The organism is Mycobacterium malmoense (genome assembly GCF_019645855.1).
In the GTDB taxonomy this organism is placed as follows: Bacteria; Actinomycetota; Actinomycetes; order Mycobacteriales; family Mycobacteriaceae; genus Mycobacterium; species Mycobacterium malmoense.
On the sequence record NZ_CP080999.1, the window covers coordinates 3,012,148 to 3,036,876 of the forward strand.

The 24,729-nt window shown below is 68.3% G+C and carries 19 protein-coding genes, 1 tRNA gene and 1 pseudogene; 9 read left to right on the top strand and 12 right to left on the bottom strand.

Translation table 11 applies throughout. The features are described 5' to 3' along the window. The first annotated feature begins 128 nt into the window (after positions 1 to 128). Positions 129 to 1,553, top strand: a complete 1,425-nt coding sequence (locus K3U93_RS13970; protein WP_071509909.1) for a PPE family protein — start codon at positions 129 to 131, stop codon at positions 1,551 to 1,553. Here the strand turns inward: K3U93_RS13970 and metH are convergent. After that, positions 1,550 to 5,158: a methionine synthase gene (gene metH / locus K3U93_RS13975; protein WP_083011017.1), complete on the bottom strand. Its 3,609-nt coding sequence runs from the start codon at positions 5,156 to 5,158 to the stop codon at positions 1,550 to 1,552. The two genes, K3U93_RS13970 and metH, sit on opposite strands and share 4 nt — an antisense overlap. 109 nt (positions 5,159 to 5,267) lie before the next feature. Here metH and K3U93_RS13980 point away from each other — a divergent pair, with 109 nt between their 5' ends. Continuing rightward, positions 5,268 to 6,116: a PAC2 family protein gene (locus K3U93_RS13980; RefSeq protein WP_420915354.1), complete on the top strand. Its 849-nt coding sequence runs from the start codon at positions 5,268 to 5,270 to the stop codon at positions 6,114 to 6,116. Between the two features lie 19 nt (positions 6,117 to 6,135). Here the strand turns inward: K3U93_RS13980 and K3U93_RS13985 are convergent, their stop codons facing one another. From K3U93_RS13985 to K3U93_RS14015, 7 genes are all read right to left on the bottom strand, one after another. Then, positions 6,136 to 7,041, bottom strand: coding sequence for an SDR family oxidoreductase (locus K3U93_RS13985; protein WP_083011016.1), 906 nt, complete (start codon positions 7,039 to 7,041; stop codon positions 6,136 to 6,138). Continuing rightward, positions 7,041 to 8,276 carry a cysteine--1-D-myo-inosityl 2-amino-2-deoxy-alpha-D-glucopyranoside ligase gene (gene mshC / locus K3U93_RS13990; protein WP_083011015.1) on the bottom strand — a complete coding sequence of 412 codons (1,236 nt, stop codon included), beginning with the start codon at positions 8,274 to 8,276 and terminating at the stop codon, positions 7,041 to 7,043. Before mshC ends, K3U93_RS13985 begins: the two co-directional genes overlap by 1 nt. A 493-nt stretch (positions 8,277 to 8,769) precedes the next feature. Further along, positions 8,770 to 9,531 (bottom strand): 3'(2'),5'-bisphosphate nucleotidase CysQ, encoded by a 762-nt coding sequence (locus K3U93_RS13995; protein WP_083011046.1) that lies wholly within the window; start codon positions 9,529 to 9,531, stop codon positions 8,770 to 8,772. Positions 9,532 to 9,583: 52 nt separating this feature from the next. Then, positions 9,584 to 10,408 carry an SCO1664 family protein gene (locus K3U93_RS14000; RefSeq protein ID WP_338156872.1) on the bottom strand — a complete coding sequence of 275 codons (825 nt, stop codon included), beginning with the start codon at positions 10,406 to 10,408 and terminating at the stop codon, positions 9,584 to 9,586. Further along, the gene (locus K3U93_RS14005) at positions 10,392 to 10,979 is read right to left on the bottom strand and encodes a DUF3090 domain-containing protein (protein WP_071509905.1); all 588 of its coding nucleotides are present in this window, start codon (positions 10,977 to 10,979) and stop codon (positions 10,392 to 10,394) included. The genes K3U93_RS14000 and K3U93_RS14005 overlap by 17 nt, the downstream gene beginning before the upstream one ends. 73 nt (positions 10,980 to 11,052) lie before the next feature. Continuing rightward, positions 11,053 to 11,760 (bottom strand): histidine phosphatase family protein, encoded by a 708-nt coding sequence (locus K3U93_RS14010; RefSeq protein ID WP_071509904.1) that lies wholly within the window; start codon positions 11,758 to 11,760, stop codon positions 11,053 to 11,055. A 125-nt stretch (positions 11,761 to 11,885) separates the two neighbouring features. Continuing rightward, positions 11,886 to 12,188 (bottom strand): hypothetical protein, encoded by a 303-nt coding sequence (locus K3U93_RS14015; RefSeq protein WP_071509903.1) that lies wholly within the window; start codon positions 12,186 to 12,188, stop codon positions 11,886 to 11,888. A 185-nt stretch (positions 12,189 to 12,373) separates the two neighbouring features. Between K3U93_RS14015 and K3U93_RS14020 the strand changes: the two genes are divergently transcribed. From K3U93_RS14020 to K3U93_RS14035, 4 genes are all read left to right on the top strand, one after another. Beyond that, positions 12,374 to 13,363 (top strand): YncE family protein, encoded by a 990-nt coding sequence (locus K3U93_RS14020; RefSeq protein ID WP_071509902.1) that lies wholly within the window; start codon positions 12,374 to 12,376, stop codon positions 13,361 to 13,363. Positions 13,364 to 13,416: 53 nt separating this feature from the next. Next, positions 13,417 to 13,623, top strand: a complete 207-nt coding sequence (locus tag K3U93_RS14025; protein WP_071509956.1) for a DUF5703 family protein — start codon at positions 13,417 to 13,419, stop codon at positions 13,621 to 13,623. Further along, the gene (locus tag K3U93_RS14030) at positions 13,623 to 14,687 is read left to right on the top strand and encodes a quinone-dependent dihydroorotate dehydrogenase (protein ID WP_071509901.1); all 1,065 of its coding nucleotides are present in this window, start codon (positions 13,623 to 13,625) and stop codon (positions 14,685 to 14,687) included. Before K3U93_RS14025 ends, K3U93_RS14030 begins: the two co-directional genes overlap by 1 nt. Positions 14,688 to 14,778: 91 nt before the next feature. Further along, positions 14,779 to 16,647 carry a PE family protein gene (locus tag K3U93_RS14035; protein ID WP_071509955.1) on the top strand — a complete coding sequence of 623 codons (1,869 nt, stop codon included), beginning with the start codon at positions 14,779 to 14,781 and terminating at the stop codon, positions 16,645 to 16,647. Between the two features lie 26 nt (positions 16,648 to 16,673). On the opposite strand, the gene K3U93_RS14040 is transcribed toward K3U93_RS14035, so the two are convergent. Then, positions 16,674 to 18,899, bottom strand: coding sequence for an arylsulfatase (locus K3U93_RS14040; protein ID WP_083011014.1), 2,226 nt, complete (start codon positions 18,897 to 18,899; stop codon positions 16,674 to 16,676). A gap of 105 nt (positions 18,900 to 19,004) precedes the next feature. On the opposite strand from K3U93_RS14040, the pseudogene K3U93_RS14045 reads away from it, so the two are divergent. Both K3U93_RS14045 and K3U93_RS14050 read left to right on the top strand, forming a co-directional pair. Beyond that, a pseudogene (locus tag K3U93_RS14045) lies at positions 19,005 to 19,172 on the top strand (FitA-like ribbon-helix-helix domain-containing protein); the annotation flags it as partial. 91 nt (positions 19,173 to 19,263) lie between these two features. Further along, positions 19,264 to 20,814 (top strand): PE family protein, encoded by a 1,551-nt coding sequence (locus K3U93_RS14050; protein ID WP_071509953.1) that lies wholly within the window; start codon positions 19,264 to 19,266, stop codon positions 20,812 to 20,814. 19 nt (positions 20,815 to 20,833) lie between these two features. On the opposite strand, the gene K3U93_RS14055 is transcribed toward K3U93_RS14050, so the two are convergent. Together K3U93_RS14055 and K3U93_RS14060 are read right to left on the bottom strand one after the other, a co-directional pair. Beyond that, positions 20,834 to 21,364 (bottom strand): YbhB/YbcL family Raf kinase inhibitor-like protein, encoded by a 531-nt coding sequence (locus K3U93_RS14055; RefSeq protein WP_071509900.1) that lies wholly within the window; start codon positions 21,362 to 21,364, stop codon positions 20,834 to 20,836. 25 nt (positions 21,365 to 21,389) lie between these two features. Then, positions 21,390 to 22,745 carry a M20/M25/M40 family metallo-hydrolase gene (locus tag K3U93_RS14060; protein ID WP_071509899.1) on the bottom strand — a complete coding sequence of 452 codons (1,356 nt, stop codon included), beginning with the start codon at positions 22,743 to 22,745 and terminating at the stop codon, positions 21,390 to 21,392. A 233-nt stretch (positions 22,746 to 22,978) separates the two neighbouring features. On the opposite strand from K3U93_RS14060, the gene K3U93_RS14065 reads away from it, so the two are divergent. Continuing rightward, positions 22,979 to 23,064: transfer RNA gene (locus K3U93_RS14065), tRNA-Leu, on the top strand. On the opposite strand, the gene K3U93_RS14070 is transcribed toward K3U93_RS14065, so the two are convergent. Then, a complete protein-coding gene (locus K3U93_RS14070) occupies positions 23,046 to 24,692 on the bottom strand; it encodes a recombinase family protein (RefSeq protein ID WP_073875681.1) in 1,647 nt (548 codons plus the stop codon). The two genes, K3U93_RS14065 and K3U93_RS14070, sit on opposite strands and share 19 nt — an antisense overlap. Positions 24,693 to 24,729 lie beyond the last annotated feature (37 nt).

The following is a 24,729-nucleotide window of genomic DNA, read 5'->3' on the forward strand; positions in this document are numbered from 1 at the left end:
CGGCGAGCAAAGTCACGGCGGTTTTACCACGTCGCGCTTCCCAGCCGTCACAGCCAAGCCCACAAGTAAGCCCAGCCTAATGTAGGCTAGCCTAACCTATATTAGGCTGTCGAAGGAGCTGGTCGACCGTGACCTTCCCGATCTGGTTCGCGCTGCCCCCGGAGGTGCATTCGACGCTGCTGTCGACCGGCCCCGGTCCCGGTCCACTTTTGAGCACGGCCGGGGCGTGGCGAGCCCTTGCCGCCGAATATGCTTATGCCGCAACGGAACTCACCGGAATTCTCGCCGCCGCCCAGGCCGCCGCGTGGGAGGGGCCGAGCGCGGAGCGGTTTGTCGCGGCGCATCAGCCTTTCCTGTTATGGCTGGGTGAGGCGAGCGCGGCGGCCGCCGGCGCCGCGACGGGGCACGAGACGGCGGCCGCCGGGTATGCGTCCGCGCTGGCCGGCATGCCGACGCTCGCCGAGCTGGCGGCCAACCATGCCCTGCACGCCGTTCTGGTCGCCACCAATTTCTTCGGCATCAACACGATCCCCATCGCGCTCAACGAAGCCGACTACAGCCGCATGTGGGTTCAGGCCGCCGCCGCGATGAGCGGCTATCAGGGCGTCGCCGAGGAGAGCCTCGCGGCGACGCCCACCACGTCACCCGCGCCTCACATCCTCACCGCCGCCGCGACTTCCGCCGCCGGTAGCGCCTTCCCCGACCCCACCGGGTTGATCCTTCAGCTGCTCACCGATTTCCTCAACGGCCTGCAAAGCCTGGCCGCGCAAATACTGCCCGGACCGCTCGGTGGTCTCGTCGTCCAGGTGCTGGACGCGCTGATCTCCCTGGTGTCCACCCAGGTCTTCACGATCCTCGCCTACTCGGTGCTGGATCCCTTGATCTATTTCGGTCCATTCACCCCGCTGCTGGCCGCGCTCGCGTCGCCGGTGGGGCTGGTCGGACTGGCCGGCATCGCCGGGGTTGGCGCGCTGGCCGGCTCGGCACCGGTGGTCGTGGGTTCCAGTGCGCCCGACCACCGGAGTTGGCCCGCGACCACCGTGGTCACACTGACGGGCGCCGGTCCCGCCGCGCCCGCTGCCGCACCGGCCGGCGCGCCGGCGGCGTCCACGGCGTCGGCGTCGCCCACGACCGCCGGCTCCGGTGTCGCCGAGGGCTTTTACGTGGTCGGCGGTGGCCCCGACGGCGAGGGGTCCACCCCGACGTCCAGGATCAAGGCCGCCGCCGCCATCAGCGCGGGCATCGCCGCGACCGCCGCCAAAGTCCCGGCGGACAGCGACCTGGCCAGGGTGAAGCGAGCCGCCAGGGCACGCCAGCACGTCCGAAAGCACCGCTTCGAGTACCTGGAAGACGACGGGCGCACGACGTCGTCGGCCGACCTGCCGGCGGCTGAGCACCTCGCCGCCTCGCAACACGGTTCGGAGACGCTCGGGTTCGCCGGAACGCTCCCGAAATCGGCTGCGGCGCAAGCGAAAGGACTCACCCACCTGGATAGCAGCGAATTCGGCGACGCCCCGCGAGAGCCGATGCTGCCCCGCACGTGGGATGCTTAGACGTTGAAGTACTTGGCCTCGGGATGGTGCAGCACGAAGGCGTCGGTCGACTGCTCGGGATGCAGCTGGAACTCCTCCGACAGCGTCACGCCGATGCGTTCGGGCTCCAGCAGCTCCATCATCTTCGCCCGGTCCTCCAGGTCCGGGCACGCGCCGTAGCCGAACGCGAAACGGGCGCCCCGGTAGCCGAGCTTGAAATAGTCTTCGACCGTCTCGGGGTCCTCGGCCGACATCGCCCGATCCCCGGAGAACTTGAGCTCCTCGCGAATGCGTTTGTGCCAGTACTCGGCCAGCGCCTCGGTCAGCTGCACGCCGATGCCGTGCACCTCGAGGTAGTCGCGGTAGGAATTCGACGCGAACAGCTCGTTGGCGAAGTCGGCGATCGGCTGGCCCATCGTCACCAACTGGAACGGCAACACGTCAACTTGGCCCCGCTCGCGGGCCAGGTCCCGCGAGCGGATGAAGTCGGCGATGCACAGGAACCGCCCACGCTGCTGGCGCGGGAAGGTGAACCGATACCGCTGCGGCGCATCGGGTGTGGGCTCGGTGAGCACCACGACGTCGTCGCCCTCGGACACCGCCGGGAAGTAGCCGTACACCACCGCGGCGTGCGCCAGGATGCCGTCGGTGGACAACCGGTCCAGCCAGTACCGCAGCCGTGGCCGCCCCTCGGTCTCCACCAAATCCTCGTACGCCGGCCCCTCTCCCCCGCGCACACCGCGTAAACCCCACTGCCCCAGGAACAATGCGCGCTCGTCCAGCATGCCGGTGTAGTCGGCCAGCGCCAGCCCCTTGACGATCCGCGATCCCCAGAACGGCGGGACGGGAACCTCGACGTCGGCGGCGACGTCGGAGCGTTCGGGCACCACGACCGGCTCCTCTACCGCCTTGCGCTGCTCCGCGATCCGCTTGGACCGCTCGTGGCGGGCCTTGCGCTCGGCCTCCTTCTCGCGGGCCTTAACAGCCTCCAAGGCCTCGGGGCTCCCCGGTGCCGGCGCCTCGCCCCGCTTGGCGCTCATGATGGTGTCCATCAGCTTCAGGCCCTCGAAAGCGTCTCGCGCGTAATGGACTTCGCCGTCGTAGATGTCGGCCAGGTCGTTCTCCACGTAGCTGCGGGTCAGCGCCGCGCCGCCGAGCAGCACCGGGAACCTCTCCGCCACGCCGCGGGTGTTCATCTCCTCGAGGTTTTCCTTCATCACCACGGTGGACTTCACCAGCAGGCCCGACATCCCGACCACGTCGGCGCTCTTGTCCTCGGCCACTTCGAGAATGTTGGTGATCGGCTGCTTGATGCCGATGTTGACCACCTCGTAGCCGTTGTTGCTCAAGATGATGTCGACCAAATTCTTGCCGATGTCGTGCACGTCGCCCTTGACGGTGGCCAGCACGATGCGGCCCTTGCCCGAATCGTCGTCGGACTTTTCCATGTGCGGTTCCAGGTACGCCACAGCGGTTTTCATCACCTCGGCCGACTGCAGCACGAACGGCAGCTGCATCTGCCCGGAGCCGAACAGCTCGCCGACCGTCTTCATGCCGGCCAGCAGGTTCTCGTTGATGATCGCCAGCGGCGGCTTTTGGGTCATGGCCTCGTCGAGGTCGGCCTCCAGGCCGTTGCGCTCGCCGTCGACGATGCGCTGGGCCAGCCGCTCGAAGAGCGGCAGCTTCGCCAGTTCCGCCGCGCGGGATTCCTTCGACGATGCCGCCGACACGCCCTCGAAGAGCCGCATCAGCTCCTGCAGCGGGTCATATCCCTCGCGGCGGCGGTCATAGACCAGGTCCAGCGCCACCTCGCGCTGCTCTTCCGGAATCCGGTTGATGGGCAGGATCTTCGACGCGTGCACAATCGCCGAATCCAGACCGGCCTCCTGGCATTCGTGCAGGAACACCGAGTTGAGCACCTGGCGCGCGGCGGGATTGAGACCGAACGAGATGTTGGATAGCCCGAGCGTGGTCTGCACGTCGGGGTGGCGTTTCTTCAGCTCGCGAATCGCCTCGATGGTCTCGATGCCGTCCTTGCGCGACTCTTCCTGGCCGGTGGCGATGGTGAACGTCAAACAGTCGATGAGAATGGAAGATTCGTCGACCCCCCAGTTGCCGGTGATGTCGTTGATCAGCCGCTCGGCGATCTCGACCTTCTTCTCGACGGTACGGGCCTGGCCCTCCTCGTCGATGGTGAGCGCGACCACCGCGGCGCCGTGCTCGGCGACCAGCTCCATGGTCTTGGCAAAACGCGACTCCGGACCGTCGCCGTCCTCGTAGTTCACCGAGTTGATGGCGCAGCGACCACCCAGGTGCTCCAAACCCGCTTGCAGCACCGGGGTTTCGGTGGAGTCCAGCATGATCGGCAAGGTCGACGCTGTCGCCAGCCGGCTGGCCAGCGCCGTCATGTCGGCCGCGCCGTCGCGGCCCACGTAGTCGACACACAGGTCCAGCAGATGCGCGCCGTCGCGGGTCTGGTCCTTGGCGATGTCGAGGCAGCGCTGGTAGTCCTCGGCGATCATCGCCTCACGGAAAGCCTTGGAGCCGTTGGCGTTTGTGCGCTCCCCGATCACCAGCACCGAGGCTTCCTGCTTGAACGGCACGGCGGTGTACAGCGAGGACACCGCCGGCTCGTAGGTCACGTGGCGCTCGGGGCGCTCAGGATGCCCGGGACCGGTCACGGCGGCGGCCACCTGCCGGATGTGTTCGGGGGTGGTGCCGCAGCAGCCGCCGACCAGCGACAGGCCGAACTCGGCGATGAAACCGGCCAGCGCCTCGGCCAATTCGTCGGGCTGCAGCGGGTATTCGGCGCCGCGCGCGCCCAGCACCGGCAGCCCGGCGTTGGGCATCACCGACACGGGGATGCGGGCGTGCCGGGACAGGTAGCGCAGATGCTCGCTCATCTCGGCGGGTCCCGTCGCGCAGTTCAGACCGATCATGTCGACGCCGAGCGGCTCGACGGCCGTCAGCGCCGCGCCGATCTCGCTGCCGAGCAGCATGGTGCCGGTGGTCTCCACGGTGACGTGGGCAAAGACCGGGATGTGCCGACCGGCCCGCGCCATCGCGCGCCGCGATCCCAGCACCGCTGCCTTCAGCTGCAGCAGGTCCTGGCAGGTCTCCACCAGGATGGCGTCGGCGCCGCCGTCCAGCATGCCGAGCGCGGCCTCGGTGTAGGCATCGCGGATGAGCCGGTACTCGGTGTGGCCGAGGGTGGGCAGCTTGGTGCCGGGCCCCATCGACCCCAGCACGTAGCGCCTGTGGCCGGGGCCCGAACCCGAGCCAGCCAGCTCGTCGGCGACCCGGCGCGCGATCGCGGTGCCCTTTTCCGACAGGTCCCGAATCCTGTCGGCGATGTCGTAGTCGCCGAGGTTGGACAGGTTGCAGCCGAAGGTGTTGGTCTCCACCGCGTCGGCGCCGGCCTCGAAGTACGCGCGGTGGATGGTTTCCAGCACGTCCGGGCGTGTCTCGTTGAGGATCTCGTTGCAGCCCTCCAGGCCGCGGAAGTCGTCAAGCGTAAGGTCGGCGGCCTGTAACTGGGTGCCCATCGCGCCGTCGCCGACCACCACACGCTGCGCCAAAGTGTCGAGGAGGTCGGTGTCGTACCGGTGTTCGTTTGGGGCAGTCACCCCACAAGGATAGTGGCTCTATGCAAAGAGCCCAGCGGTTGACAGGTCTGCGGCAGGCGGCTTGAAGCATCTGCGCAGGACCGTCTCCGGTAGGTCGTACGCTGATTCTGTGAGCGCGCTGCCCGAACTGCACAACACCGTCGTCGTGGCGGCGTTCGAGGGCTGGAACGATGCCGGTGACGCGGCCAGCGATGCGCTCGAGCACCTCGAGACCATCTGGGAAGCCGATCCGATCGTGGAGATCGACGACGAGGCGTACTACGACTACCAGGTGAATCGGCCCGTCATCCGGCAGGTCGATGGGGTCACCCGCGAGCTGGTATGGCCGGCGATGCGGATATCACACTGCCGGCCGCCGGGCAGCGACCGCGACGTCGTGTTGATGCACGGGGTGGAGCCCAACATGCGCTGGCGCACCTTCTGCGCCGAGTTGGTCGCCATCGCCGACAAGCTCAACGTCGACACCGTCGTGATCCTCGGGGCCCTGCTGGCCGACACGCCGCATACCCGGCCGGTGCCGGTCTCGGGCGCGGCCTACTCCCCCGAGTCGGCGAAGCGTTTCGGCCTCGAGGAAACCCGCTACGAGGGCCCGACGGGGATCGCCGGGGTGTTCCAGGACGCCTGCGTGGCCGCCGGGATCCCGGCGGTGACGTTCTGGGCGGCCGTGCCGCACTACGTGTCGAGCCCGCCGAACCCGAAGGCGACGGTGGCGCTGCTGCGCCGCGTCGAAGACGTGCTCGACGTCGAGGTCCCGCTGGGTGACCTGCCGACCCAGGCCGAGGAGTGGGAGCAGGCGATCACCGAGATGACCGCCGAAGACGAGGACCTGGCCGAATACGTGCAGTCGCTGGAGCAGCGCGGCGACGCCGAGGTCGACATGAACGAAGCCCTGGGCAAGATCGACGGCGACGCGCTGGCCGCGGAATTTGAACGTTATTTGCGCCGGCGGCGCAAATAACTTCTGCGGTGAACCTCAACTAGTGGGGCTGGGGCGGAAAACCGCGGTTTTGCCGCGACAACTCGACGTTGGACGCGGACATCGACCGCCCGAGCGCGGCGACTTCGGCGTCCAGCCGGGGCAACAGCTCGGCGGTGGCCTTGCGCAGCGGAAGTTCGCCCACCGTCGTGGACAGCACCGGCTTGAGCCAGCGGAACAGGCCGACCCAGCGCGGGCAGTAGATGCGGTCCGCGCGGCGCTCGATACCCTTGACGAACGCGTCGGCGCACCGGTCGACGGTGGTGGTCTTGTTCAACGGCCAGGGAAACCTGGCGAGCAGTTCGCCGAACGCGGGCAGGTCGGTCTTGGTGTCGCGGACCAGGGCGGTGTCGATCCAGGACATGTGCGCGGAGCCGACGCTGACCCGAAGGTGGCCGACCTCCAATCGCAGCGCGTTGGCGAGGATCTCGACGCCGGCCTTCGACGCGTTGTACGCCGCCCAGCCCGGGGCCGCCGTGTAGGCCGCCAGCGACGAGACGATCAGCACATAACCGCGGCGGTCGATCACCGCCGGCAGCGTGGCGCGCACGGTGTGAAAGACGCCGAGCACGTTGACGTCCAACACCCGCTTGAACGCCTCGGGATCGACCTGCAGCACCGACCCGTAGCTGGCGATGCCGGCGTTGGCGACGACGACGTCGATGCCGCCGAAGCGTTCGACGGCCCGGGCGGCCGCGGCCTGCATGGCGGGCAGGTCGCGCACGTCGGCGACCGCGGTCTGCACCCGGTCTTCGCCGAGTTCGGCGGCCAGCTCGGCCAGCTCGGCTTCGTCGAGGTCGGTCAGGACCAGGTTGGCGCCCTTGTTGCGCAGCCGACGGGCGACCTCGGCCCCGATGCCCCGTGCGCCGCCGGTGATGAACACGACTTTGCCCTGCAGCGACGTCATCACAGATCCACCCCGAGTAGCGCATCGATCGCGGTCGCCACCCGCTTGGGCGCATCGGCGTCGTGGCCGCCGTACTCCAGCGCGTCGGCGACCCAACCATCAAGTGCAGCAAGGGATTTCGGAGTGTCGAGATCGTCGGCCAGATACCGGCGCACCCGGGCGATGACGTCGGCGACGTCCGGGCCGGCGGGCAGCGCGGTCGCCGTGCGCCAACGCTGCAGCCGGGCGGTTGCCTCGTCGAGCACGTGCTGGTCCCAAAACCGGTCCGCGCGGTAGTGGCCGGCCAGCAGCCCCAACCGGATGGCCGTCGGCTCGACGCCCTGCGCGCGCAACGTCGACACCAGCACCAGGTTGCCGCGGCTCTTGGACATCTTGTGTCCGTCCCAGCCGATCATCCCGGCGTGCACGTAGTGCCGGGCGAAGCGGCGTTCGCCGCGGACGCATTCGGCGTGCGCGGCGGTGAATTCGTGATGCGGGAAGATCAGGTCGCTGCCCCCGCCCTGGATGTCCAGGCCGCTGCCGATGCGGCTGAGCGCGATCGCCGCGCACTCGACGTGCCATCCGGGCCGGCCGGCGCCGAACGGTGACGGCCAACTGGGCTCCCCCGGCCGCGCGGCCCGCCACAGCAGGGCGTCGAGCTCGTCGGTCTTGCCGGCGCGGCGCGGGTCACCGCCGCGCTCGGCGGACAGCCGCAGCATGGTGTCTCGGTCATAGCCGGACTCGTAGCCGAACTGCGGCGTGGCGTCCGCCCGGTAGTAGACGTCCGGGTATTCGTCATCGAGGACGTACGCCGCGCCCGACGCCAGCATTTTCTCGACGAGCTCGATGACTTCGGGAATCGCCTCGGTCGCCCCGACGTATTCGCGTGGCGGCAGTATCCGCAGCGCCGCCATGTCCTGGCGGAAAAGGGCGACCTCGCGCTCGCCGAGTTCTCGCCAGTCCACGCCGTCGCGTTCGGCGCGCTCCAACAGCGGATCGTCGACGTCGGTGACGTTCTGCACGTAGTGCACGTCGTGACCCAGGTCCAGCCATTGCCGATGGACCAGGTCGAACGCCAGATAGGTGGCCGCGTGGCCCAGATGGGTGGCGTCATAAGGCGTGATGCCGCAGACGTACATGGTGGCTTTGGTTCCGGCCGCCACCGGGCGCACTTGCCGGTCGGAGGTGTCGTAGAGCCGTAGCTCTGGCCCGCGTCCCGGCAACACCGGAACCTGTGCGGGGGGCCACGCCTGCATGCCCTCGACTTTAGGCGCGCTGACGATGCGGCCCGCGCGGCGGGCCGAGGAGGAGGCGGGCAATCAGGCAGAGCGCGCTGACGATGCGGCCCGCGCGGCGGGCCGCGCCTTGTCACATCGGCCCCATTGGCCTCCCCGGGAGGAGGGGCACCCGATGTGCCCACCTCAGCGCGACAACCCGCACGGTAGGCCTGTCGCGCGGCGACGTTGTCGCGCTGAGGTGGACACATCGCATGTCCGCTGGTCCAGAGACTGGTGTGGCACCTGCGACCAATGCGACACAATTGACCAGCGGTGCGTCCGGTGCTAACCCAGGTGCTAGCGGTCTGGCCCGCAAGTTCGTCGGGGGTTGTGACCAGACGCCGCTGACGCCGAGTCTGCGCTGGTGGCATCGAGCCTGCGTCCACAGCTAGCGTTGAGGCCTCGGATGCCGCTACCACCGCAGTCTCGATGGCGCCAGCAAAAGTCTCGATGGCCCAGCGAACAGCTAGCCTCACGCCTCGCGGATGGCACCGAGCAGGACCGGCGCCACCTCGGCGCGACACATCAGGAAGTCGGGCAGGTAGGGGTCGGGCTGGTTGTAGCGCAACGGCGACCCGTCCAACCGCGACGCGTGCATGCCGGCGGCCATCACCACCCCGGCCGGCGCCGCCGAATCCCATTCCCACTGGCCACCGGCATGCACATAGGCGTCGACGTCGCCGTCGATGAGGGCCATCGCTTTGGCGCCGGCCGAGCCGATCGCCACGGGTTGGATGGACAGCGTCTGGCGCATGCGGTGCAGCACGGCGGGCGGGCGAGTGGCGCTGACGGCAATCCGGAAGGTGTGGGGAATGCCGACACGCGCGCGGGCGGCTGTCACCGTGTCGCTGCGGTACACCATGTTCCCGCGGGCCGGCAATGCCACTGCGGCATCGGTGATTTCGCGCTGGCCGCCGGTGGGACGCTGCCACAACGCGATGTGAACCGCCCAGTCGTCGCGTCCGGCAGTGGAGAACTCGCGGGTGCCGTCCAACGGGTCGACGATCCACACCCGGTCGCGTCTCAGCCGGACCAGATCGTCGTGCGCCTCCTCGCTGAGCACCGCGTCGTCGGGCCGCTCGGCGTGCAACCGTCGCAAGATCAGCGCGTTTGCCAGGCTGTCACCCGCGTCGCCCAAAGCCCAGGGATGACCGAAACCGACCTCCTCGCGCACTTTCAGCAGCAACTCCCCCGCCTCCGCGGCGAGATCGGCGGCCAGTGCGGCATCAGTCATCTCATGGGCGGCCGGGTTCACCGGTTCAGTATCGCCGACGGCGAAGCTCACCCTAGAACGCCGGCCACGGAATGGGGCGGTGCCGGTTGGGCCCGGGCATGACCGGGTTGTCCAGCAGCGCGAGGGCGCGGCCGCGCAGCGCGGCGATTTCCGCACGGGTGATGTGCCCGGCCAGTTCATCGCCGAGCGAACCGCCAAGAGCCTCGGCGAGCCCGGCGACGGCCTCCAGGGTCTGGTAGTCGACCGGCTTGCCCGCCCAGCCCCACAGCACCGTGCGCAGCTTGTTCTCCACATGCAGGCACACCCCGTGGTCGACGCCGTAGATGTGGCCCTCGATGTCGCGCAGGACGTGGCCGCCCTTGCGGTCGGCGTTGTTGATCAGCACGTCGAACACCGCCATCCGCCACAAGCGGATGTCGTCGGCGTGCATCAGGACGACCTCGTCACCGGCGTAGTCGTAGGCCCGCAGCACCGGCAGATAACCCGCCTGCACGGTGTTGGCGGGAAACAGGTCCACCAACTCGGGCCCCGGCCGGGGATCGGAATCGGCGGTGTCGCCGGGCTGCCCCACCCACAGCTGCAGCATGCCCGGGCCCGCCGGCCCGTGACGAATCACCGTGTAGGGCACGATGTTCCACCCCAACCGCGCCGACACCAAGTAGGCGGCGAGTTCGCGGCCGGCCAGGGTTCCGTCGGGAAAATCCCACAGCGGCGCCTCACCGGAGACCGGCTTGTAGACGCAGTGCACGCTGCACTCGCCGAGCGTCGCCTCGCACAGGAAGGTGGCGTTGCTGGCCGAGCGGATGCGTCCGAGGACCGTCAGCTCGCCGTCCCGCAACACCTGGCGTTCGTGACGCTCGTTATTCCCGGGATTCATCGTCAGGCCCGAGTAGCGCGCTGCGCTTATAACCGTTGGCGCGCGCGCAGATGTGGCCCTCCGGGTCCAACGGTTCGTCGCACAGCGGGCACGGCGGACGCCCGGCCGAGATGACGCGATTGGAGCGAGTGGCGAACTGCCGCGCCGACTCCGGCGTCAAGAACACCCGCACCGCGTCGGGCCCCTCCTCGGTGTCGTCGAGCACCACCGAGGCGTCGAACTCGGCGTCGGTGACGGCCAACAATTCGACCACCACGGTCTGGGCCTCCGAATCCCAGCCCAGGCCCATGGTCCCGACCCGGAACTCCGCGTCGACCGGCGTGATCAACGGACTCAGGTCGTCGACCTCGGTGGGCTCCGGCGGAACCGGTGTGCCGAACCTGCGATTCACCTCGAGCAGCAGCGCACCGATGCGCTCGGCCAGCACCGCGACCTGTTGCTTCTCCAATACCACTGACACCACTCGGGAATCGCCCACCGCCTGGATGTAGAAGGTACGATTTCCGGGCTGGCCAACGGTGCCGGCCACGAAGCGGTCGGGCGTGCGGAAGACATGAATTGCGCGGGCCATGGCACCTCCAAAATACCGGCTGTTGCCGTCGCCGTGCGATTCGATTGCCGCGCCCCAGCCGGATGAAGCGGAATTAATTCGTGGAGCCGCCGACCACCGCGTCGGTCGACGGCGCCCCGTCACGCTCCGGCTCGTTCTTGGGCGGGGGCCCGGCCCGCAATGCGGCGGCCAGCCGCGCACCGGTGTGGTTGACGTGCAACACGAACGGCCGCAGCGCGGTGTAGCGGATGACGCTCACCGATCCCGGGTCGGCCGTGACGCGCTGGAACCCGTCCAGGTGCATGCCGTAGGCGTCGGCGACGACGGCCTTGATGACGTCACCATGACTACAAGCCACCCACAGCGCGTCGCCGCCATGTTCTAAGCCCAGCCGCCGGTCGTGTTCGCGGACGGCGGCCACCGCGCGCGCCTGCACCTGCGCCAGACCCTCCCCGCCGGGGAACACGGCCGCGCTGGGATGGGCCTGGACCACCCGCCACAACGGCTCCTTCGCCAATTCGCCGATTTTGCGGCCCGTCCATTCCCCGTAGTCCACCTCGGCGAGCCGGTCGTCGATCAGCGGCTCGAGGCACAGCGCCTCGGCGAGCGGCTCGACGGTGCGCCGGCACCGCAGCAGCGGCGAACTGACCACCGCCCGAATCGACAGGTCGCCGATCCGATCGATCAGGCCGGCGGCTTGCTCGCGGCCCTTGTCGTCGAGGTCGACGCCCTCGGAGCGGCCGGCCAGAATGCCCGCGGTGTTCGACGTGGAGCGGCCGTGCCGTAACAGGATGACGGTCACGACGACGACCGTACCCGGTTGCGGGTGGCCCTACGGGGCGTGACTAGCCCAATGGTGGCGACCCGTCCCCCGCAAGCGGGCGGTCCCCCCAACGCCCGGCTACGCCGCGCTTGCGATCGCCACTGCTAGCGGGAAACCGGTGCCGCGTGCGCGACCGAGTCGCGGACCGCGGCGGTCAGGCTGCGCTCGTCGGTGAGGTCGATGTCGACCAGGCTGCGGACCGCCCTGGCCACTACGTCCTCGGCCTGGGGAACGGGCCCGACCAGCCGCGGCCGGTAAACTTCGACGACGAGCGACCGGCGCTCAATGTGGAAGGAAAAACTGCGGCCATCACCGACTTGTCCGTACCCGCTGGCGAAGATTCCTGTCGATATGTCCTCGACAGCAAACTCTCCAGCCGCGATATGCCGGTCGGCGGTGACGGTCATGACGCGACCATACCTCTGCAGCACGACCGGATGCAGGCAACATGACCATATTGGATGCGAAACCGTTCCCTAAAATGTGGCTTTCATGTTCGTTACGCGAGGGAAAATAATTGCTGCGACGGCGTAGGGCAGACAAACTCACAGTTCGACGCCGTTTCGTTGGCCTGCTGCTTTTGCCGACGTTGATGGCCGGTTGTTCTTCGAACCCGCTCCAAACGGCACCGCCCACCATCGAACCGGCGCGGGCGGCCCAGTCGCCGCCGGTGTCGCAGAATCCGGCCGGCGCGGTGCGACCGCTGGCCGGCCGGGCCGCGGCGGCGGTCTTCGACGGCGGCACCCGCCAACTGGCCGTCCTGGTCCCCGGCCCCGATCCGGCGGCGCCCGCCAGCGTCGCCATGTTCGGGGACCCGCACGAAGCACCACGCGTCGTCATCCTGCCGGGACCGGCGACCGCGCTGACCGGCGACGGCCGTGGCACGGCCTACCTGGCGGCCCGCGGCGGCTACTTCTCGGTCGACCTGTCCACCGGCCGCGCGGCACAAGTGACGGTCGCCGAGGCCCGGGACGCCGAGTTCACCGCCATCGCGCGACGCGCCGACGGCAGGCTGGTGCTGGGCAGTGCCGACGGCGCCGTCTACACCCTTGCCCCCCAGGCACCCGGCGCCGGCACCGCGACCGTCACCAGCCGGAACAAGATCTTCGCGCGCGTTGATTCCCTTGCAACACAAGGAAATACAACGGTAGTCCTGGACCGGGGACAGACCTCGGTGACGACGATCGGCGCCGACGGCCGCGTCGAGCAGGCGCTGCGGGCCGGCGAGGGCGCGACCACCATGGTCGCCGATCCGCCGGGACTGGTCTTGGTCGCCGACACCCGCGGCGGCCAACTGCTGGTGTACGGAATCGACCCGCTGATCTTGCGTCAGGCCTACCCGGTGCGAGGGGCCCCGTACGGCCTGGCCGGCTCCCGCGCGTTGGCCTGGGTGTCCCAAACCGCGTCGAATATGGTCATTGGTTACGATCTGTCAACCGGAATCCCCGTCGAAAGGGTGCGATACCCAACCGTGCAGCAACCCGACTCGTTGGCCTTTGACGAAGCGTCGGACACCTTGTACGTGGTGTCGGGATCGGGTGCGGGCGTCCAGATCATCGAGCGCGCGGGGGGCACCCGTTGAACGGCCGGCCGACGGCGCGGCGAAGCCGGCTGCCCGCGGGCTGGGACACCGAGATGTCCGACGAATACGAGTGGGTGCCGCTGCGACTGCCGCCGGAAGTGACTCGCCTCAGCGCGTCCACCCGGCTGTCCATCGAGGCCGAATACCGTGGCTGGGAACTGACGCGGGTGCGGCTCTATACCGACGGCAGTAGGCGGGTTTTGTTGCGGCGCAAGAAATCTCGTCTCGACGACCAGCGGCCCGACCAGCCCCAACTGTGATGTACCGGCTCGCGCGCCGGCTGCTGTTTGCGGTCCCGGCCGAGCGCATCCACACGCTGGTTTTCGCGGTTCTGCGCGGCGTCACGGCCGTCGGCGTGGCGCGCCGGCTGCTGCACCGGCTGCTCGGCCCGACCGATCCGGCACTGGCCAGCACCGTGTTTGGGGTGCGCTTCCCGGGACCGCTCGGGCTGGCCGCCGGCTTCGACAAGGACGGCACGGGGCTGCACGCATGGGGTGCGCTGGGTTTCGGGTATGCCGAGATCGGGACCGTCACCGCCCGCCCGCAGCCCGGCAACCCGGCGCCGCGGATCTTCCGGCTGCCCGCCGACCGGGCCCTGCTGAACCGGATGGGGTTCAACAATCTCGGCGCCGGCGCGCTGGCGATCCGGCTCGCGCGCCATCGACCCGACATACCGATCGGGGTCAACATCGGCAAGACGAAGACAACCCCGGCCGCGGACGCCGTCGGCGACTACCGGACGAGCGCCCGGCTGGTCGGCCCGCTGGCCGCCTACCTGGTGGTCAACGTCAGCTCGCCGAACACGCCGGGGCTGCGCGACCTGCAGGCGGTCGACTCGTTGCGCCCCATCCTCGAGGGCGTCCTCTCCGAAGCCGCGGCGACATCAACACCGGTGCTGGTCAAGATCGCGCCCGACCTCTCCGATACCGACATCGACGCCGTCGCGGACCTGGCCGTCGAGCTGGGCCTGGCCGGCATCGTCGCGACCAACACCACGGTCTCGCGCGACGGCCTCGCCACACCGGGGTCCGACGAGCTGGGCGCCGGCGGCATCTCCGGGCCGCCGGTGGCGCGCCGCGCCGTCGAGGTGCTGCGCCGGCTCTACGGCCGGGTCGGCGATCGCTTGGTGCTGATCAGTGTCGGGGGCATCGAGACCGCCGACGACGCCTGGGAGCGGATCACCGCGGGCGCGTCGCTGGTGCAGGGCTACACCGGCTTCATCTACGGCGGGGGCTTGTGGCCCAAGCGCATTCACGACGGCATCGCCCGCCGGTTGCGCGACGGCGGATTCGCCTCGCTCAGCGACGCCGTCGGGTCGGCTTGAGCCAAAACCATTGCGGCATGTGTTCAACCGCCGCGGTTTGTGATTAGGATCACGAGAGTCGGGTGTCGGGCCTGAATCAATGGAGACGCGCATGTCTTTTGTCAGCACCGTTCCCGAAGTTGTGACGGACGCGGCGGTGAATCTCGCGGGTGTCGGCTCGACGCTGGAACAGGCGACCGTGGCGGCGGCGGGTCCGACGACCACGCTCACCGCGGCGGCCGCCGACGAGGTTTCGACGGCGATCTCGCAGCTGTTCGGCGCGTACGGCCAGCAATTTCAGACGTTGAGCGCCCAGGCCGCGGCGTTTCACAACGAGTTTGTGAGCTTGTTGAGCGGCGGCGCGGCGGCCTACCTGAGCACCGAGGTCGCCAACGCCGAGCAGAGCCTCCTGAACGCGGTGATCGCGCCCGCCGCGACCGGCACGACCGTCGCCGCGAGCTCGGCCGCGATCCCGATTCTCGGCGGCCTGGACCCGATCCTGGGCGGCTTGAACGCGTTCCTCACCGGCGGGAACCTGGCGCCCTACATCGGCTTGCCGCCAATTCTTAGCGGCTTGGACCCGATCCTCGGCGACGTGAGTTCGCTGCTCTTTACCGGCGGGCCCATCGGTTCGATCCTCGCGACTTCGCCGCTGGGCCCGATCCTCAACGGCGTCGGCCAAGACGTCGGAGGCGTCGTGTCCACCCTGTTGAGCGGCGGCCTTCCCGCGCTGCTGTCCAACCCCTTCGCGCCGATTACGCAAGCCCTTTCCGGGGTCATCACGGACGTGCCCGGGCTTCAGGGGCTCGAACCCCTGCTGCAACCGCTGCTGCCGGGGCTGTCCGAGGCCGGACAAACGGCTTCCGGCTTCGGCGACCCGTACCAGGTCCTCTTCGCCAACACGAGCGCCAACCTGCAGAGCCTGTTCGCCACCTGGTCCGCCGACCCGTTCCCGGTCCTCCGGGAGGTCATTGCCAACCAGCAGGTCTACGCCCAGACGATCGCCGCGGCGCTCGCGGCCGGCATCCAGAACCTGCCCGCGGAATTGGCGAATCTGCCTGCAGAGATCCAGGCCGGCATCCAGGGCCTTGCGACCTTCAACCCGGGCGCCCTGCTGCAGACCTACATCAACCAGCAGATCGGCTACGCCCAGACGATCAGCACGTCGCTACAGCTCGCGGCCACGGACTTGGGAAACAGGCTGCCCGTCTTCCAGGCCGACCTCGCGATGGCCTCCCAAGCGTTCGCGGCGGGCAACTACACCGGTGCGGTGAACGACGTGGCGGAGGGACTCCTGAATCTCTTCATCGCCGGCTTCAATACCAGCAACCTGTCGAACATCTTGCTGGTCGGGCCCGCGGGAGACCTGCTACCCATCCTCGGCATCCCCGGCCAGATGGCGCAGAACTTCACCAACCTGCTGCTCGCGGGTTCCATCCCCGCGCAGATGGCACAGAACTACACCAACCTGGTCGACAAGCTCACGAACGCAATGATCTCGACGACCATTTCGCTCCAACTCGCATCCAGTCCGCCGATAGTGATGGACGCCTACTTCGGATTGCCGTTGTCGCTGGCGTTTTCGGCGCTCGGTTCGCCTTTCGCCGGCCTGAACGCGCTCGCGACCAGTGCGGCGACGTTCGGGACCGCAGTGCAAAGCGGCAACGGCGTCGCCGCCCTCGGTGCACTCATCGACGCCCCGGCCGTCTACGCGAACGGCGTCCTCAATGGCGAGACTCTCGTCGACCTGAACATGCCGGTGACGGTGGCCGGCGTCACGATACCCATCACGATGCACTTGCCGTTCGACGGGATACTTGTTCCGCCGCACCCGATCACGGCGACGGTGGACCTTAGCCTGCTGGGGATTCCCCTGCCGGTCAACCTCACCCTCGGCGGCACGCCCTTCCAGGGGTTGCTTCCCGAGCTGATCAACTACCTGCCCGAACAGCTCGCCACGGTGATAACGCCCGCGGCGTAGTGCGGTCGCGATCCGTCGCCGTCCAGTTAGTCGGCTCGTAGCGCACTGCGCAGGGAATCCAGTTGGGCGAGCTCGGATTGCCCGGCTTGCACGCTGACCGCACGCAGGGTTCCGTTCCAGGCGAACGGCGGCCGATAGTCGTCGCAGACCGGCAGGCCGCGGTCGTGGCCGAGGGTGAGGTGGGTGCCGCCGTGCTGCCAGATGAACGGAAGCGTGTCCTCGGCCGAGCCGGTAGCGACGACGGTGTCGTCGACCACTGCGTCGACGGCCACGCCGCCGGATGTCGGGCGCAGCACACAGCCGACGCGGTGGTTTCCCGGCGAGAGTTGTTGGGCGGACTCCAATTTCAGGTTTTGGCCGGGTAGCGCAACGGCGAGACGGAGCTTTCCGTCGACCACATAAGCGGCCAGGCCTCCGTTGCGGTCGCCGATCGCGAACAACACCCCGCTCGGCGGCTGGGCCGCAACTTCCACGTCGGCGACGATTCGGCCGCCGCCGGCCAGCATCGGCAACGCTTCGTCGGACACCGGACCGCCCTCGGGGTAGAGCGTGACGCTCTGGCCGACGGGGTATTGCGGCTGGACGGCGGCAGCAAGGCGCCCGATCAGCGAATCAAACAGTGGCAGAACATTATTCGCTTCGGCTTCGAGCCGCCATTGCCGTTTCAGGCGCTCGAGCACGTCGGGATGTTCGCTCGCCACGTCGCGGGATTCGGAGAAGTCGTCGTCGAGCCGGAACAGCGACCAGCGATCGTCGTCGAAGTCGCGGCTGCCCGGGAGTAACAGGTCCTCGTCCATGAGGCCGGCCGAGACGTGGTCGGTGGTGGCTTTCCAGCCGTCCGCGAAGATCGCCCGCGACCCCAGCATCTCGAAGTACTGCACCGAGCGTGGGTCGGCGGCCGCGGGATCGGCGAAGGTGGACAGCAGGCTGGCCCCCTGCAGTGGGGACTGGGCCACGCCGTCGACCGACTCGGGCGCGGCCACCCCGCACGCATCGAGCACCGTGGGCAGCACGTCGATCGCGTGGGCGAATTGGCCGCGAATCCCGCCGCGATCGCGAATACGTTTGGGCCAGTGCGCGATAAAGGGGACACGGGTCCCGCCGAGCCACGTGTAACGCTTCCACAGCCGAAACGGCGTATTGCCGGCCCATGCCCATCCCCAGGCGTAGTGCGGGTACGTCCGGGGCCCACCCCAGTCGTCGAGCCGTTCGATGTTGTCGGCGAGATCGTCGCGGACCCGGTGCGTGAAGCGGTGCTCGTTGACGGTCCCGGTGACGCCGCCTTCGGCGCTGGCACCGTTGTCGGACAGCACGAAGATCAAGGTGTTGTCGAGCACCCCGATGCGTTCCAGGGCATCGACGAGCCGGCCGATCTGCGCGTCGGTGTGGCTGAGGAAGCCCGCGTAGACCTCGTGCATGCGGGCATACAGGCGACGCTCGTCCGCGCCGAGCTCATCCCAGGCGGGCACCCACGGCGGTCGCGGCGTCAGCGTGGTATTGGCCGGAACGATCCCGGAAGCCCGTTGGCGGGAAAACAATTCGTCGCGCCAGCGGTCCCATCCGTCGTCGAACCTGCCGGCGTAGGCGTCGGCCCAGGAGCGCTCCACGTGGTGTGGCGAATGCATGGCCCCGGTGGCGAAATACAGGAAGAACGGCTTGCCCGGCGCGCCGGCCTGCTGGTTGACCACCATGCGGATGGCCTCGTCGGCGAGGTCTTCGGTCAGGTGGTAGCCCCGGTCGGGTCCGGCGGGCGGCTCGACGAACGAATTGTCCCGAACCAATTCCGGCGCCCATTGATTGGCGTCGCCGCGAAGAAAACCGTAGAAGCGTTCGAATCCCAACCCGAGCGGCCAACGGTCGAACGGCCCCGCGCCGCCGCGCTCGCCGCGCGGGGCCAGGTGCCACTTGCCGACCGCCAGTGTGCTCCAGCCGGCGTCACGCAGCAGCCGTGGAAGCGTGGCCGCCGAGCGCGGAATCCGCGCGGTGTAGCCCGGATGCGAGGTGGGCAGGTCGGCGAGGAAACCCATGCCGACCGCATGGTGGTTGCGGCCGGTCAGCAGCGCCGCCCGCGTGGGCGAACACAGGGCGGTCACGTGAAACCGGTTGTATCGCAGTCCCCCGGCGGCCAGGCGGTCGATCGTTGGTGTCGAGATATCCGAACCGTAGCAACCGAATTGGGCAAACCCGAGGTCGTCGAGCAGGATCATCACGACGTTGGGCGCGTCCGTCGGCGGCCGGGGGGTTTGGGTCATGTAGGCGTCGCCTTCCGTCGCATTCGCAAAGGTGTAGTCAAGCGACTACACACTCTATGGGCAGGACCGTGCGCGACGCAAGGCGGAAGGGCCGCCTATTACGGGCGCGAGCAGGCTGGCCGGATAAGCCTCAGCGATTTCCTGCTTGCCCGACTGGGCGAAATCGCCGAAGAACCGACCCTCGACGACGTTCTCGATCGCCTCGCGGCGCTGCCCCGTCGGAACCTCGGCGTGGCCGCGGCCGAACTGGTCGGCGAAGACCGCTCCCGGTGAACGTGTTGGATGCCACGATCGGGTAGAGCACGTTACAGTTCGTTGCGTCCGCATGTGGTGATGGTCGCGGAGTCAGCCAAGGGAGATGGTCATGTCGTTCGTGATCACGACGCCGGAGATCGTGGCGTCCGCGGCCGGGAACTTGGCGGGCATCGGCACGACGTTGGGGCAGGCCATTGCGGTGGCATCGGGCCCGACGACCGACGTCGCGGCTGGGGCCGCCGACGAGGTGTCGACCGCGGTCTCGCGGTTGTTCAGCGCATACGGCCAGCAATTTCAAGCTTTCGGCGCCCGAGCGGCGGCATTTCACGACGATTTCGTGCGCCTCTTGAACGGGAGCGTGTCCGCATACCTTGGCGCCGAGAGCGCCAACACCGCGGCCTCGATCCTCGGCGGGTCCGTCCTGGGGGGTGGCAGCGGTGTCTCACTGCTGACCAACCAGATCAGCGCGGACTCGCAAGCCCTCTCGGGGGGGCTCGAAACCCTGTTGCCGGGCCTGTTCGCGCCCGGCGCGAGCGCTGTCGGCGCCACCGGCGGCCCCTATCAGACCCTCTTCGCCAACACCGTCGCCAACCTGCAAAGCCTCGGGAGCGACTGGATTGCCGACCCGTTCCCGGTTATCCGGCAGGTCGTCGCCAACCAGCAGGTCTACGGGCAGACGATCGCCACGGCGCTTGCCACCGGTATCCAGAACCTCCCCGCGGAGTTGGCGAACGCGCCGACCACCATCCAGGCCGGCGTGCAGCGGCTTTTGGCCTTCAACCCGGGGGCTTCGCTGCAGCAGTTCGTCAACCAACAGATCGGCTACGCCCAGACGGTCACCACGTCGCTACAGCTCGCGGGCCAGGGCTTCGGGACCACCCTGCCCGTCTTCCAGGCCGACGTGGGGATGGCCTACCACGCGCTCGCGACCGGCAATTACAACGGCGCGGTGAACGATCTGGCGGAAGGCTTCAAAAACCTCTTTGTCACCGGAATCGACGCCAGCAACTCGTCGAACATCAAGCCGGTTGGCCCGGTGGGCGACCTGCTCCCCATCCTCAGCATCCCCGGACAGATGGTGCAGAACTTCACCGGCCTCTTCCCTACCGGCTCCGTCCCCGCATTGCTGGCGCAGAACTACGCCAACGTGATCGATGCGCTCACGAACACGACCATCTCGACGACCGGGACGCTGCAACCGCACCAGACACCCCCGATCGAACTCGACGCCTTCTTCGGGCTGCCGTTGTCGGTCGGTTTCGGTGCGATCGGTCCGCCGATCGCCGGACTGAACGCGCTCGCCACCAGCGCAACGACGTTTGCGCAGGCGGTGCAGACCGGGAACGGCGTAGCGGCGTTGGGCGCACTCGTCGATGCTCCAGCCGTCGTCGCCAACGGCTTCCTCAACGGGGAGACTCACGTGACTATGACCATGACGGTGGACATCGACTCCTTCGCCATCCCGGTCACGATGAGCGTTCCCCTCGACGGGATCCTCGTTCCGCCACACCCGATGACGGCGACGGTAGACCTGGGCGCCGCGGGCATTGCCGTCCCGGTCGACGTGACGGTCGGCGGCACACCGTTCTCGGGCCTCCTGCCCGGGCTGGTGAACTACCTGCCCCAACAGCTCGCCAACGCAATAACACCCGTGGCGTAGCGGTTGCGACGGGCCGGCGCTACCTCTGCTCGTAGGTGCCGTAGAGGTAGGCCCGCGCGATCGCGTGCTGGAACAGGTTGAATCCGAGGAACGCGGGACTGGCGTCCTCGCTGAGGTCCAGCTTGTCGACGTCCACGGCGTGCACCGCGACGTAGTAGCGATGCGGGCCGTGCCCGGGGGGCGGCGCGGCGCCGACATAACGGCGCATTCCGGCGTCGTTGACCAACGTCACCGCGCCGCCCGGTAGCTCACGGCCATCGCCGGCATTCTCGGGCAGCTCCGTGACGTCGGCGGGCAAGTTGGCCACCGCCCAGTGCCAGAACCCCGACAGCGTCGGGGCGTCCGGGTCATAGACGGTGACCGCGAAACTACGGGTCTCCCCCGGGAATCCCGACCAGCTCAGCTGCGGGCTGACGTCCTCTCCGCCCGCGCCCATGATCCCGCTGATCTGCGGCGTGGCCAACGGCTGGCCGTTGGTGATCGAGCTCGAGGTCAGGGTGAACGACGGCAGCTTGGGCAGCGCGTCATACGGGTCAGGCGGCAGACTCATGGGCGGTCCTCTCGTGTTTTCTCAACTAGCAGTGTGTCAGGAAGTGGGCCAGCACGTCGGTGCCGAATCTCAACGCGTCGATGGGTACCCGCTCGTCGACGCCGTGGAACAACGCGGTGAAGTCCAAATCCGGCGGCAACCGTAGCGGGCTGAACCCGAAACAGCGAATTCCCAAGCGCGCGAGGGATTTTGCGTCGGTTCCGCCGGAAAGCATGTAGGGCACCGTGCGGCCGTCCGGGTCGAGCGCCAGCACCGCGGCGTTCATGGCATCGACCAAATCACCGTCGAAGCCGGTCTCATACGACGAGAAGTCCCTGATCCACTCCCGGGTCACGTCCGGGCCGATCAGCTCGTCAACCTCGGCCTCGAACGCCGCCTTGCGGCCCGGAAGGATGCGGCAGTCCACCACCGCTTCCGCCGTCGCCGGGATGACGTTGGCCTTGTACCCGGCCTTGAGCATCGTCGGGTTTGCGGTGTCGTGCAGCACGGCCTTGAGCATGCGGGCCATCGGGCCCAGCTTTTCGATCGTCCCCTCCAAATCGGGCGAGTCGGTGTCGAACGTCAGCCCGGTCTCCTCGCTGACCGCGGCCAGGAATTGGGCGACGGTGTCGGTGACCACGAGCGGAAACCGATGCCGGCCCAGCCGGGCCACCGCCTCGGCGATGGCGGTGACGGCGTTCCGGTCGTGCACCATCGAGCCGTGCCCCGCCCGGCCCCGGGCGGTGAGCCTCATCCACGACAGCCCCTTTTCCGCGGTCTCGATCAAATAGAGCCGGCGTTCACCCCCGTCGCGACGCGGCACGGTCAGGGAGAACCCGCCCACTTCGCCGATCGCCTCGGTGACACCGTCGAACAGGTCGGGCCGATTGTCGACCAGCCACTGCGCGCCGTAGTGACCGCCGTGCTCCTCGTCGGCGACAAACGCGAACACCAAGTCGCGGGGCGGCACGATGCCGGCCCGTTTCAGCTGCCGGGCGACGACGATCATCATCCCGACCATGTCCTTCATGTCGACCGCGCCGCGGCCCCAGACGAAGCCGTCTTCGATCGCGCCGGAAAACGGGTGCACGCTCCATTCGGCCGGCTCTGCCGGGACCACGTCGAGATGCCCGTGGATCAGCAGCGCGCCGCGCGAGCGGTCTGCGCCCTCGAGGCGGGCGAACACGTTGCCCCGGCCGGGCGCGCCGGATTCGAGGTATTCGGGCTGGTAGCCGACGTCCGCGAGCTGCTCGGCGACCCACCGGGCGCACTCGGCCTCGCCTCGCGTGGTCTCGGGCTCGCCGGTGTTGGTGGTATCGAATCGAATCAGCCTGCTGACAACCTCGACGACATCGTCGCTGGGATTGTTGGGAACCTCGGTCGCCCCGCTCTCGACGGTCACAACCCCCTTTCCTACCACTGCCGGGTCCGCCCGGCTCGGGGGCTGAGCGGCTCGGCTGGGTTGAATCGTCCGGCTCCTCAACGGCCCGCCCTGCGGGCCGCATCGCCACCGAGCTGGGTTGAATTGCCCGGCTCCTCAACGGCCCCCGCCCTGCGGGCCGCATCGTCACCGAGCTGGGTTGGGCATGCGCGGGCCAATCCGATAGCCTAAGCTGCCAACTCTCGTTTGATCTTGTCCGAGTGGCGGAATGGCAGACGCGCTAGCTTGAGGTGCTAGTGCCCTACTAATGGGCGTGGGGGTTCAAGTCCCCCCTCGGACACATCCGGCGACACGACTTAAGTCGGCCGTCGCCTTGACTTGTCGCAGATGCGGATCGTAATCAAGGCGGAGCCCCAGGCTCGCGTACACCTCGGCGCGTTCCGCCCCGGTCGCCGCACCGAGCACGGCTGACAGCCCACCCAGTTCCTCGACCAATTCGCTGATCTGTGCCGCAGACATGACGCGGGGCCGCTCCGCTTGCTCAAGACGGGCCTTCAGCTCGTCGCGCTCGGCGGTGCGGCGACGCAATGCGGCGGTTAGGTCCTCCACGGCCACGCCGGACTCCACGGCGCTAACCAAAGCAGCAACCTTGGCATTCGCCTCGCGAAGCTGGCGCTGCAGGGCGGCGTAGCCAGTGCCGGCTGCCGGGTCCACATCCTGCCCGCGTGCGAGGTCTTCCGGATCGGCCAGGCTGGCGATCCATTCGTCAAGTCGCGCAGTCACCTCGTCTTCACGGAGATAGACGGTGCGCGGATGATCACTCAGGTCCACAGGTACAGAGCGCGACTTGCCCAGCTCACAACGGTAGAGAATGCGGGTCGTTCGTTTCCCGACGCGAGCGGCCCCCTGCATCCGCCGTCCACACGCGGCGCAGAACAACAGGCCGCGCAGCGCATACGGCACTGTCGATTCTCTGCTGCAAACGAGACCGGGACCACGCCGTGCCTGCGTCCGAAGGCGAACAGCCTGCACCAGTTCATCGGGAATCAGCGCTTCATGTGTGCGGCGATCTGGTGCGATCCAGTCGGCCTCATCACGCCACCGCATGCGAGTCTCATACCCCGCCGCGACATCGTCGGGGTTGACCAGGACCTCGTATTTCTCCTGCTTGCCCCAAACACGGATACCGCGGTACGCCGGGTTGTCGAGTATGGCGCGGATCGCCGAATGGGACCACCCTCGCGGGTCACGGTGACGATTCCGCACCGGGTCGTACTGGCTCGGTGACGGCACGCCATCGTCGGTGAGCTGTTGCGCGATGTAGCGCAGGCCCGCTCCGTCGGCGTACATGCGGTAGATCCGCTCGACAACCGAAGATGTCGCGGGGTCAGGTTCGAGGCGGTGAAGCCGCTGCCCAAGATTGGCCTTAGCAGGGTTTGGGTGCGGGCCGGCATCGACGAGCCGGTAACCGTAGGGTGGTCGACCACCGAGATATCTGGCCGTGTCCTGCGCAAGTGCCGACATCGCGGTACGGACGCGCATCTGGATTCGAGCGCGCTCTCCCTTGCTCATGCCACCGAACAGAGTCATCACCAGGTCGTGTGCCTCGGAGCCGGGATCAACCGCTCCGCCGACCTCGGGTACCCACAGGCCGACGCCGTAGTGCGTGAGGACAGGGAAGGTGAGCGCGAACTGCGGCCCGTAGAACGCACGGGCGGGTTCCCCGATCACTACAGCATCAAAGCTACGGTCCCGACAAGCGACATCAGCAAGGAGACGTGACGCCTCTGGCCTGCGCTTCCACGGCAGCGAACGGCTCTGTCCCACATCGAAGTAGTCAGCGGCGAGGACTCCGCCGTGCGGAGTGATCAAGTCCATGGCCCGCCGCTTCTGCCAGCTGCGGCTCGCCTCCGGATCTTGAGCGTCCTCCGTGCTCACTCGGCCATAGAAGGCGAACCTCAGACTCACCCCACTACCCTTCCTGATCCGAGCATCCGGTCCCGCA